The following is a 10,969-nucleotide window of genomic DNA, read 5'->3' on the forward strand; positions in this document are numbered from 1 at the left end:
CTCCGGCCGCGGGGGCAGAGGACGTACCCCCCACAGCCACAGCCGACAGCAGCTTCACCGTGTCGGAGTGCCCCGAAGGGCAGTCCGCCGGCGCGGAGGACTCCGCCATAGGCCGGCTGACTTCGAACGTGGATCCACAGGTACGGCAGCGGTACTCGTAGCGAGGCATGACAGCAGGCTAGCCCCACTCCGATGTGAGCACGGCACCTTGTTTTTTCATGAAGGTTTCGGCTGTGTCCTGTTCTGTCGTTTTCTTATATGGAGAACTTGCGAAGACCACTGGTAATTTGAGGGCGCCACGTGATCTGTGAGGCCGGGGGGAACCGGGATTTGCAGTCGTGTTCACGGCAACCATTTCAGACCCTCGTACGTCAATGCGTCTGCCTGTGCGAGCAATACGGAGTGCGGAGGGGAGTCGCGTCGTGACCCACGAGGGGGACGGGGAGGAGCGCCAGGCACCGGACGAGACCATGCAGTTGAAGCTCCCCGCCGGGTTCAGGCCGGACGAGACCATGCAGCTGCGGTTGTCCGACCTGGAGATACCGGAGGCGCCGGAGATACCCGAGGGGGAGACGAAACCGGTGCGGCACCGGGGCCGCAAGGCCCACCGCGCGTCCCTCCGCAGCCGTCTCTCCCACCTCGCCGCAGCCCTCGGTCCACGCTTCGCTCCGGCCGTCGCCCACCTCGTCCCGGTGGTGACCTTCCTCACTCCGTACGTCCGCAAGCTGCGCCCGGTGTACCCGCGCCCCGGCCGTACGGACTGGCGCCGCTGGATACCCTCCTGGCGGCAGTGGCTCGGGGGCGTGCTGGCCGCCGTAGGGTTCAGCGGACTGTTCCTGGTCGTCGCCTACGCGACCACCGACATCCCCTCGAACCTCAACACGTACGCCACCCAGCAGGACAACGTGTACTTCTGGTCCGACGGGACGCCCATGGCCCGGACCGGCTGGGTGCAGCGGCAGGCGATGCCGCTGAAGGACATCCCGACCGACGTCCGCTGGGCGGTGCTCGCGGCGGAGAACGAGAGCTTCTACAGCGACCCCGGCATCTCCATGAAGGGCATCGCCCGCGCCCTGTACCGCACGGTCGGCGAGGGGGACACCGAGGGCGGCTCGACGATCACCCAGCAGTACGTGAAGAACGTCTATCTGACCCAGAACCAGACGGTGAGCCGCAAGTTCACCGAGGCGATGATCTCCCTCAAGCTCGACAACAAGATGAGCAAGGACAAGATCCTTGAGGGGTATCTCAACACCAGCTGGTTCGGCCGCGGGACCTACGGCCTTCAGCGCGCCTCGCAGGCGTACTACGGCAAGGACGTCAGCCAGCTGAACGCGAGCCAAGGCGCCTTCCTGGCCTCGCTGTTGAAGGGCGCGGGCCTCTACGACCCGACGCTCAGCAAGGCCAACCACGCCCGGGCGGTGGCCCGTTGGTCGTGGATCCTCGACCGCATGGTGAAGATCGGCAAGCTGTCGCCGGCCGAGCGCGCGAAGTACAAGACCTTCCCCGAGCCGCTCAAGCAGTCGAAGACCTACGACACCGGCAAGCAGAGCGACTACCTGGTCGAACTGGCCACGCAGTACGTGAAGAAGACCGCGCACATCTCGGACAAGGACTTCGACCTCGGCGGCTACCAGATCTACACGACCTTCGACCGCAAGCGGGAGACCGAGCTGACCGACGCCGTGAACAAGGCCCGCAAGGACGCGCAGAAGAAGAACGCCGACACGGCGAAGACCGCGCACTACGGCGCCTCCTCGGTGGCCTCCGACGGCCGGATCCTCGCCGTCTACGGCGGCCCCGACCACCGTACGCAGGGCTACAACGACTCCAACGCCACGACTGTGCCCGCCGGTTCGGCCTTCGAGCCGTTCGTGTACGCGGCCGCCCTGGAGCACGGGGTCACCAAGACCCGTGGCAGACCGCCGACTTCGGTCACCCCGGACACGCTGTACGACGGGGACGACGCCGTGCCGGTCACCACACCCGAGGGGCCGTACTGGGACCGCAGCGGCAAGAAGGTCGCCGCGCACAACGACGGCGACAAGTCCTACGGGCAGATCAGTCTGCGCCAGGCCCTCGCCCGGTCCGTGAACACCCCGTTCATGCAGCTGGGCATGGACACCGGCCTGACGACCGTACGGAAGACCGCCGAGGACGCCGGACTGCTGTCCTCCAGTTTCGGCGCCCAGGTCCCCGCACTGTCGCTGGGCAACGCCACGCCCAGCGCGCTGCGGATGGCGAGCGCGTACGGCACGTTCGACGCCGGGGGTGTCCACACCGAGCCGTACTCGGTCCGCCGTATCACCCGCAACGGCGCCACGGTCGCCCTGGAGCGGCCGGAGCCGAACCGGGCGATGAGCAAGGAGACCGCGCGTGAGGTGACGGAGGCGCTCACCGACTCCTTCGGCCTCACGCATCCCACCGCCGCCAAGACCGCCGGGACCGAGGTGGCGGGCAAGACCGGCACCACGCAGGACGACACCGCGGCCTGGTACGTCGGGACGGCCGAGTCCGTGTCGACCGCCGTCGTCGTCTACCGCATCGACCTGAGCAAGAGCCTCGAACCTCTGCCGCTGAAGGGAGTTTCCGGCACGCCAGCAACCGACGTCCCCTACGGCATCTGGTCGAGAGCCATGACCCCGCTCGGCTGACCACCGCAGCGAAACCGCCACCTCCTCGCAGAATGAGCCGCCCATGAAGCCCCCGACGAAGGCACCGTCCGGTCGCCGCCGCAGAGCCCCCGAACCGCGCCGTCGTACCCCGAAGCCGGGGTTCCTCACCCTGGCCGTGTTCCTTGTCGTCGCCTCACTGGTGACCGGGTATCTGGCGTTGAACCGGGACAACACGGCGCCCACCGCGTCGGCCGGCAAGAACGCCGAGCCCAAGTCGACCAAGGAGCCTGCCTGGGACGGCAAGACGCAGGTGCTGGGGGACGGCTCGACCTCGTACACGGGGCCGCAGCAGGACCAGTTGAAGGCCGTGCCGCTCAAGCCCGGTGAGAAACCACCCCAGTTCGTGGTCTTCTCCTGGGACGGGGCGCTCCAGGGGGACGACAAACTCTTCTCGCACTACCGGGAGATGGCGAAGGAGTACAACGCCCACATGACCTTCTTCCTCACGGGCATCTATCTGCTGCCCAAGAGCAAGAGGGACCTGTACCACCCGCCGATGCACTCGGTGGGCTCGGCGGCGATCGACTTTCCGACCGACCAGCACATCCGGGACACGCTGGAGCAACTCCGCCTGGCCTACGAGCAGGGCAACGACATCGGCACCCACTTCAACGGCCACTTCTGCGAGGCCAAGGGCGGCGGTGACTGGAGCGTCGCGCAGTGGAAGAGCGAGATCGACCAGTTCTTCTCCTTCGTCGAGAACTGGAAGACCAACACCGGCTACACCGACATCCCGGCCCTGCCCTTCGACTTCAAGAAGGAGGTCGTCGGCGGCCGCGCCCCCTGCCTTGAGGGCCAGCCCAACCTCCTGAAGGCGCTGAAGGGTTACGGCTGGAAGTACGACGCCAGCTCCCCGGGCGACTTCCAGATATGGCCCACCAAGAAGGACGGCCTCTGGGACTTCCCGCTCGAACTGCTCCCCTACGGGGACAACATCCAGGCCCTGTCGATGGACTTCAACTTCCTCTACAACCAGTCGGGCGGCGCTACCCAGGGAGATCCCTCGAAGTTCGCCGACTGGGAGAAGAAGACCGTCGACTCGTACATGGCCGGCTTCAACCGCGTCTACTACGGCAGCCGGGCGCCCCTGTTCATCGGCAACCACTTCGAGAACTGGAACGGCAGCATCTACATGAAGGCCATCGACCAGATCATCCCGAAGATCTGCACGAAGAAGGGCGTCAAGTGCGTGTCCTTCAGGGAGCTTTCGGACTGGATGGACGTCCAGTCGCCGCAGACTTTGCAGCAGTTGCGCAGCCTGGACCCGGCCCAGTCGCCGGACTGGTCCACGGTGGTCAAGTGACCTTTCGGGACTGGTGAAGTGACCAAGTGCAACCCCCTTCACAGGAGCCACACATGGCGTGCGAAGATGCCCTCGCCCGGTAGGCGTACCGGCGTAGAGGGGAACACCATTGAAATCCAGAAAACTGAGCCGTAAGCGGAGCCGTACGGCCATAATCTCGGCGGCCGCCGCCTCGGTCGTCGCCGGCGTCGCCCTCGTGCCCAACTGGAGCGCGGGCGCTGCCGTCGTCGACGACCCGACCGTGAACGCCGCGACCAAGGCGACCTTCCAGAAGCTGGCCGACGCGGTCTTCACCGACCGTACCCAGGCGCTCGTCCACGGGGCCACGACGAAGCAGAGCACCTCGCGCTTCTCCGGCGACGTCCGCCTCTCCAGCACCCAGTCGCGGGACGAGAAGTCGGCGCTGAGCCGGCTGCGCGGCCGCCAGAGCAGCATCGCGAAGCTCGGCGAGACCTACAGCACGGGAAGCACCAAGGTCACGCTGGACGCGACCCGGGTGACCGGCCGGACCGCCAAGGCCGATGTCACCGAGACGACCACGCTGACGTACGCGAAGGCCACGGGGAACGAGCCGAGGACCACCGGCTTCCAGGCCCACCACGAACTGACCTTCAAGGCCGACCAGCAGGGCACCTGGCAGCTGTCGAACATCCAGGACACGGACACCGGCGGCCTCGCCGTCAACACGGTGGCCAAGCCCGCGGTCAAGGCGTCGCCCGCCCCGGCCGACGACGGCAACACCACGCCGGACGCGCCGCGCGCGGCCACCACCCGCAACCCGGTGGCGGTCCCGAAGACGAGCACGACGTACGACTACAAGGCGATGGCGGCGTACGCCGAGAAGTACTGGAACGTCTACAACACCGCCTACCCGGACTTCAACGGCCACGCGGACGGCGGCGACTGCACCAACTTCGTCAGCCAGTCCCTGAAGGCCGGCGGCTGGAAGCACGTCCCGGGCTATGTCTACGACTACACGAAGTGGTTCGGCACCGCGGACATCCAGTCGGACTCCTTCGTCGGCGTCAACGAGTGGTCCTGGTTCGCGCAGAACTCCAAGCGCACCACCCCGCTCGCGAACGTCTACCAGCTGGAGGTCGGCGACGTCCTCCAGATGGACTTCGACCGCGACGGCGCCAAGGACCACACGATGATCGTGACGGCCAAGAGCAACGGCGTCCCGTACGTCACGTACCACTCGAACAACACCCTGCGCAGGTCGGTGGCGAGCCTCATCGCGTCGTACCCGAACGCGTACTACTACGCGTACCGCACCTGAGATCCACAGCTCGGCGTAGTCCCACCGGCCCCCGGTCGCATGCTTCGGCACGCGGCCGGGGGCCGTCGCGCGCTCAGTGTCCGGGGGTCCCGCGTTCCTCGCGGATCTGGCCGACCACCCTGGCCACGGACTGGCGTACGGCTTCCGTCTCCGTCAGGAAGTGCCAGTAGTCGGGGTGGCGGCCCTCCAGCGTGGTGATCGCGCGGTCGAGGCGGGCCACGGCGTCGTCGAGCGGGCGGGCGTGGCGGGGCTCGGGTGTGGTGCGGCCGGACATCGCGAGGCGCTGGGCGTCGCGGATCGCGAAGCGGGTGCGGTCGATCTCCTGCTGGGGGTCCTTCTGTACGGCGTTCAGCCGGCGCAGCCGGTCACCGGCGGCCGACACTGCCTCGTCGGTGGTGTTCAGCAGCGCCCGTACGGTCGACAGCAGGGACGTGGCGTCCGGCCAGCGCTGCGCGTCCCGGGCGGTCTGCGCCTCCTTCAGCTTCAGCTCGGCCTGCCGTACGTTCTCGCCGGCCTGCTGCGGCACCTGCTGGAGGTCCTGCCAGCAGGCGGCGGAGAAGCGCCGCCGCAGCTCGCTGAGCACGGGGTCGACCTGGCCGGCGCGGGTGGTGAGCGCCTGGGCGCGGGTGCGGAGGGAGACGAGCCGGTGGTCGATCTCGGCGGCCCGCTCGGGCAGCCCGTCGGCCGCGGCCCTGATGGCCTCCGCCTCCCGGGCGACCTGCGTGGCCCGCTCCAGTGTCTGCGGTACGCCGTGCTGCCCGGCGCCCTGGTTCAGCCTGGTCAGCTCCGGCCCGAGCGCGGCGAGCCGGGCGGCGAGATCGTCGGCGCGCAGCCCCGACGCGCGTACGGCGTCCAGGGCGTTCGAGGCGGCGAGCAGTGACTGCCGGGCGCGCTCGACGGCGGGCGCCAGCCGGGCGAGCTGGGTCTCGGCCTTGCCGAGCAACGGCCCGAGCCCGCTCTCGAACCGGTCCAGCTCCTGCTTGACCTGGCCCAACTGGTCCTTGGCGGCGGTCAGTTCGGTGCGGGCGCGGCTCGCCGCGGCGGCCTCCAGGTCGTCGCGGTCGAGGTCGTGCGCGTCGACGGCGTTGATGTACCGGCCGCTGGCCTCGTCGATGCGTCGGCCGAGCGCCTCGAAGTCGGTGACCGCGCGGCGGGCGGCCGGCGTGTCGTCGACCGCGGTGATGGTGTCTATCGAGATCCGCAGATCCCGCTGGGCGGTGTCCAGCTCGTAGAACGCGGCCGCCGCGGCGTCCTTCGCCGCCTGCGCCTCGGCCCGCTGACTCTCGGCCCGCCCGCCGAACCAGCGCCGGGTGCCGCCGCCGGCGAACGCGGCCGGGAGCGCGAGCACACCGACGAGCAGCGGGAGGCTCATCACCGCGAGGGTGTCGAGCGCGGCACGGGCGGTGGCGGAACCGCGCCGGGTCCGTGTGAGCGGCGAATACGGCTGCGCTGGTGTCGCCGTCACATCCCTCTCCCGTGTCTTCCGTCCTGACCGTTGTCATTCTCCCACCGGTAGAGGACGAACACACGGGCCGGTCAGTTCGCGTTCCGCACCGTGACTTTCCCGTCGCCGGTGTGGGCGGTCACCACATGAGAACTCGACGAGTCCCGGGGCACCGACACATCCACCGATCCATCGCCGGTCTTGGTGGTCACGCGGTACTCGGCGGCGCCCGCGGGCAACGCGATCGTCACGGACCCGTCGCCGCTGTCGGCCTCCACCAGGTCGGGTACGGCGCCGAGTTCGAGGTGCACCGATCCGTCACCGGTGGTCGTCCGCACCTGCCGGGAGGACACCTCGGCGTGCACGGACCCGTCCCCGCTGTGCAGCACCAGCGGTCCGGTGGAGTCGGTCACGTGGACGGACCCGTCGTGCGTACGGATGCTGAGCGCGTCCGCGAACCCCCGGGCCCGCACACTCCCGTCCCCGTCCTCCACCTTCACGGCGACCCCGCGCGGCACCTCGATCCGGTGCCTGACCGAACAGTCGGCGATCACCCCGGAGCACTTCGTCCGCAACACCAGCCGGTCGCCGTCCATCGCCCAGGTCACCTTGGGATCCGAACCGATCGCGACGCTGCCCTGCCACCACCGGGTGACCTCGATCTTCCCGGCCGGGTTCGAGTCCGCGGCAACGATTTCCAGCGCCGAGTCGCCGGAGACGATGGTGAGGGTACGGCCGGGCAGGGCGAAGGTGCGGTGATCGGGGTGCTTGTCGTCCCCGGCGGACGCGGTGCCGCAGGCGGTGGCGGTGAGGAGGAGCAGGGCGAGGGTGCCGGTGGCGGTGAGGGCGCGGGTGGTGCGGGTGCGGGTGCGGCTACGGGTTTGGGTGCCGGTGCGGGTCACGGTGATTTCCCCCTGGGACGGACGCGGAGCCCTGGTGACTCCTACGGCGCCCTTCGACCGTAGAGAGCGGCGCCCTGTGGGGGCATCCGGTGCGCTCCCGGACTCGGGGTGGGGTAAACCCCCGAGAGTGCCCTGACCTCCCCCGGACCTTCCTCCATCGCGATACGGGTTTGCAGGACAGGCCCCCCGGCAATGTAGGCTGTCGACTCGTCCTGGGCGCGTAGCTCAGGGGTAGAGCGTCGCCCTTACAAGGCGAATGTCGGCGGTTCGAAACCGTCCGCGCCCACCAGACTCAGGACAGGACCAAGGCCCAGGTCAGCCGGTAGAAACTCGGCGACCTGGGCCTTGGTGTTTATCCGGCGAGGATGCGCCGCACCGCAGGTCGCAACCCACTCTCCGCCGGACTGACGAGGATCGCGGGGATTCCGAGGGCCTGGGCGCCGGCGACATCGGCCACCGGGTTGTCACCGACCATCCAGACCCGCTCGGGAGACCGGGCCAGCTCCAACGCCACCTCGAAGATCCGACTGTGCGGCTTCTCCCAACCGACGAGCGAGGAGTTCACGACGGCCGCGAAGTGCCGGCCGAGCCCGAGATCCCGAAGCAGTCCATCCAACTCCGGCACATGATTACTGACGACGACGTGGAGCCAGCCGACTGCGGTCAGTTCCTCCAGTGCGGCGAGGCTGTCGGGGAAGACGCCCCAACGACTCGCGTCGATGTAGTGGGCCCGCACCCTGCTCGCGGCAAGGGCAGCCGGCCGGGCCTCGACACCCGCCCCGACATACGCCTTCACAAAGAGCGGCTGAAGAGCGCCCCACCACGCGTCAGGTGTGCTCAGCTCGGGATGCCCGCTCTCGGACCGATGCCAGGGAAATCCGTCCCGCAGCCCCGGCGCCACATCGGCCGCGACCACACCGTGCCCGGGCGCGACCTCGTCCAACGCCTCCACCAGACACCCGCGCCACCTACCGTCCCGGAACGCCAAGGTCCCGTCGAAGTCCCACAGCACGACGCTTCCGGTCACATGCGGCATCCTACGGAGCGCGCCGCCCACGGTCCCGCAGATGGCTAGCTCGTCCTGCCGTTGAGGAGGTCGGCGTAACTGCGGGCCTGGTCCGCGGCGTTGTGGTGCCAGGTGGACTGGGTGTGGTGTTCGTCCGCCAACGAGGGTTCCGCGGTGGCGAGTTCGTCGTAGATGGTGGATATCTCGTCGTGGACCGCGGCGATGGCGAGCCGGTTGGCGCGTACCGCGTCCGCGTGGCCGCGGTGGGTCTCGATCAGGAGTGGGTCGTCTCCGATGGGGGCGGAGGTGGGGCCGTGGGCGTGCAAGTCGCTGTACTCGTCGTTGAGTTGGGTGGCCCGGGCGTCCAGGTCCGTACGGCGGATGTGGAGGGCGGAGCCGCGGGCGCGCAGGCTGGCCTCGTAGGCGTGGGAGCCGGGGAAGCGGATCGCGTCCAGGCCCGAGGTGACCGCGTGCGGCCGGTCGGGGCGCAGCCTGGCGTAGCGGGCATCCGCCTCGGCCGCCACCTCCAGCGTCTTCAGTTCGGGCGGCAGGGCGCTGCGTCCGATGGCCGCCCAGCCGTGGACATCGCTGTACCACTTCTCGTGGGCGGACTGCCGGGTGATGCCGGCGGCGTCACCGATCTGGTTCCACGTGGTGCCGCGTTCGCGCTCGGCGACCACCGCCTCCCGTACGACGTCGTCCATACGACGCTGGAGCTTCAGGGCGGTTCGGAGCAGGTCGCCCGGCGCGGGGTCCGGCTCGACCGGTACGGCATCCAGTACCGCGTCGGCCAATTGACGGAGCGTCAGGGCCAGGGCTACGCGGGACTCGTCGCGCGGCGACAGCCTGTGCAGCTCGGGTGAGGCCGGGGTGGAGGACGCGTCTTCGGCATCGGTCATGCCGTCAGGCTATCCCTGACATTCCCTTGCCGGGGTGGGGAGTTGAGGGCGTGGCGGCTGACGGTGTCGGCCGTTCGGTTCGGTGGTGTCGCGGTTTCCGGGGGTGATGGGCAGGATGGGTGCATGAGCGAACCTGGCAGGACCGCCTCGGGCTCCGTGTTGTCCCTCTGGTCGAAGGACTCCGTGTTGTCGATCGGCTCGGTGGGGTCGGTGCTGTCCATCGGGTCCGTCGGGTCGAGCCTGTCCATCGGGTCGATCGGGAGCGCGCTGTCGGTCGGTTCGATCGGCTCGGCCCTGTCGTTGGTCTCGGCCGGGTCGTGGCTGAGCACGGGGTCCGTGTTGTCCGCGCAGTCGCGGTGGTCGGTGCTGTCGTGGCGGTCCACGCGCGGGTTCCGGGCCGTCGGTGTCGGTGCCGTGGGGGCTGTGACGGTCCTGTTGGTGACCCAACGGGCTTTGCGGAAGCCGTAGTTGAGGGCGGCGGAGCTGCCCGCGCCTGTGATCGCCGCCCCGGTCGTCTCAGTCGCCCTTGTCGTCCGCCGGAGGCGCCTCGTGGGCGTGCTTCAGCTTCATCCGTGTCTCCACGCGCTCCGTCGCCGCGACCTCCGTCCAGAAGCGGTGGCCGCTGACGAAGACCGCGAGTTCGTGCTCGCGCTGCCGGAGCTTCTCCACCTCGGCCTGTTCGTCGGGCGTCCAGCCGGGCGACGCGGGGCGCTCCACCTTGCGCCAGCCGCCCACGTCGCTGAACCCGTCCAGGGGCTCGACCGACCAGGGCAGCCGCTTCAGCAGGGCCGACAGCTCGGCCCGGACCTGATGCAGCTCCTCCTGACCGGCGAGGAGGTCACTCGGGAAGTCATAGGTCGTAGCCACGCGCTAATGCTACGCCTGTTCGAATTTGAGTCGCGAGTTCCTTCAGAGACTTCACACGATCGGGTTTGGAGGGACCGCTGTCAGAACCGGGGCCGGCAGGCGTGGCGTGCCGCGGTGGCCGGGGTTGTAGGCACTGATCACGACACGGAGGCCGTCGGTCCGCATCGTGTCGACGGTCCGCATCACGCCGGCCGGTGTGATGTGCCGGATGTCGACCCGGACCGTGGTGTCGAGGTCGGCCCCGGTCAGCCCGCCGTCCCCGCTCGGGGTGGGCGCCTCCACCCGCTCCTGCCTCTTGCCCTCGGCATAGGGGTGGACGGCCCGTCGCCACGCCTCGGACGCGACCAGCTTCTTCAACTGGGCACCGGACAGCGGTGGTTCGGCCCGAGTGAGCGGAGCGCCGGACCCGGCGGTGGAGTTCCACGCGTCTGGTCGGGCAGCTCGCTGGTGACGCAACTGTCGAACTCGGTCTGGGTCGTGATCGGGCAGCCGGTGGTCATCTCGGCCTGGGACATGGGGACGGACGTCGGCGTCGCGGGGGAGTTCCGCGCGCCGACGTCCGTCCCCATGTCCCAGGCCGAGATGACCACCGGC

Annotated in this window: 11 protein-coding genes and 1 tRNA gene; 5 read left to right on the top strand and 7 right to left on the bottom strand. The window is 69.2% G+C overall.

The genetic code is table 11. The features are described from left to right. Positions 1-169, bottom strand: a 169-nt coding sequence (locus tag AC31A1_RS36370; protein ID WP_489657406.1) for an FmdB family zinc ribbon protein, incomplete at its 3' end; no start/stop codon positions are given. 301 nt (positions 170-470) lie between these two features. On the opposite strand from AC31A1_RS36370, the gene AC31A1_RS36375 reads away from it, so the two are divergent. The 3 genes from AC31A1_RS36375 to AC31A1_RS36385 all read left to right on the top strand — a co-directional run bounded on the left by AC31A1_RS36375 (position 471) and on the right by AC31A1_RS36385 (position 5,257). Further along, complete coding sequence (locus tag AC31A1_RS36375) at positions 471-2,654, top strand: transglycosylase domain-containing protein (protein ID WP_489657407.1); 2,184 nt, start codon at positions 471-473, stop codon at positions 2,652-2,654. A gap of 43 nt (positions 2,655-2,697) precedes the next feature. Then, positions 2,698-3,978: a polysaccharide deacetylase family protein gene (locus tag AC31A1_RS36380; protein ID WP_489657397.1), complete on the top strand. Its 1,281-nt coding sequence runs from the start codon at positions 2,698-2,700 to the stop codon at positions 3,976-3,978. A gap of 109 nt (positions 3,979-4,087) precedes the next feature. After that, positions 4,088-5,257 carry an amidase domain-containing protein gene (locus AC31A1_RS36385; protein ID WP_489657398.1) on the top strand — a complete coding sequence of 390 codons (1,170 nt, stop codon included), beginning with the start codon at positions 4,088-4,090 and terminating at the stop codon, positions 5,255-5,257. Positions 5,258-5,330: 73 nt separating this feature from the next. On the opposite strand, the gene AC31A1_RS36390 is transcribed toward AC31A1_RS36385, so the two are convergent. Both AC31A1_RS36390 and AC31A1_RS36395 read right to left on the bottom strand, forming a co-directional pair. Beyond that, the gene (locus AC31A1_RS36390) at positions 5,331-6,722 is read right to left on the bottom strand and encodes a hypothetical protein (protein ID WP_489657399.1); all 1,392 of its coding nucleotides are present in this window, start codon (positions 6,720-6,722) and stop codon (positions 5,331-5,333) included. 71 nt (positions 6,723-6,793) lie between these two features. Next, positions 6,794-7,603 (bottom strand): DUF4097 family beta strand repeat-containing protein, encoded by an 810-nt coding sequence (locus tag AC31A1_RS36395; RefSeq protein WP_489657400.1) that lies wholly within the window; start codon positions 7,601-7,603, stop codon positions 6,794-6,796. 214 nt (positions 7,604-7,817) lie between these two features. Between AC31A1_RS36395 and AC31A1_RS36400 the strand changes: the two genes are divergently transcribed. Continuing rightward, positions 7,818-7,892, top strand: a tRNA-Val gene (locus AC31A1_RS36400). 63 nt (positions 7,893-7,955) lie between these two features. Here AC31A1_RS36400 and AC31A1_RS36405 read toward each other — a convergent pair. Both AC31A1_RS36405 and AC31A1_RS36410 read right to left on the bottom strand, forming a co-directional pair. Continuing rightward, positions 7,956-8,630, bottom strand: coding sequence for an HAD family hydrolase (locus AC31A1_RS36405; RefSeq protein WP_489657401.1), 675 nt, complete (start codon positions 8,628-8,630; stop codon positions 7,956-7,958). 44 nt (positions 8,631-8,674) lie between these two features. After that, positions 8,675-9,508, bottom strand: a complete 834-nt coding sequence (locus AC31A1_RS36410; protein WP_489657402.1) for a hypothetical protein — start codon at positions 9,506-9,508, stop codon at positions 8,675-8,677. Positions 9,509-9,631: 123 nt separating this feature from the next. Between AC31A1_RS36410 and AC31A1_RS36415 the strand changes: the two genes are divergently transcribed. Beyond that, positions 9,632-9,976, top strand: coding sequence for a hypothetical protein (locus AC31A1_RS36415; protein WP_489657403.1), 345 nt, complete (start codon positions 9,632-9,634; stop codon positions 9,974-9,976). A gap of 48 nt (positions 9,977-10,024) precedes the next feature. Here the strand turns inward: AC31A1_RS36415 and AC31A1_RS36420 are convergent, their stop codons facing one another. Both AC31A1_RS36420 and AC31A1_RS36425 read right to left on the bottom strand, forming a co-directional pair. Beyond that, positions 10,025-10,375 carry a hypothetical protein gene (locus AC31A1_RS36420; RefSeq protein ID WP_489657404.1) on the bottom strand — a complete coding sequence of 117 codons (351 nt, stop codon included), beginning with the start codon at positions 10,373-10,375 and terminating at the stop codon, positions 10,025-10,027. A 51-nt stretch (positions 10,376-10,426) separates the two neighbouring features. After that, positions 10,427-10,732, bottom strand: a complete 306-nt coding sequence (locus AC31A1_RS36425; protein WP_489657405.1) for a hypothetical protein — start codon at positions 10,730-10,732, stop codon at positions 10,427-10,429. Positions 10,733-10,969: the final 237 nt, after the last annotated feature.

The organism is Streptomyces sp. P5F9, from assembly GCF_057961495.1.

Bases quoted from the DNA above. Each gene is read 5' to 3' on its own strand.
- AC31A1_RS36375 (WP_489657407.1), top strand. From the start codon at position 471: ATGCAGTTGAAGCTCCCCGCCGGGTTCAGGCCGGACGAGACCATGCAG.
- AC31A1_RS36380 (WP_489657397.1), top strand. From the start codon at position 2,698: ATGAAGCCCCCGACGAAGGCACCGTCCGGTCGCCGCCGCAGAGCCCCC.
- AC31A1_RS36415 (WP_489657403.1), top strand. From the start codon at position 9,632: ATGAGCGAACCTGGCAGGACCGCCTCGGGCTCCGTGTTGTCCCTCTGG.
- AC31A1_RS36410 (WP_489657402.1), bottom strand. From the start codon at position 9,508: ATGACCGATGCCGAAGACGCGTCCTCCACCCCGGCCTCACCCGAGCTG.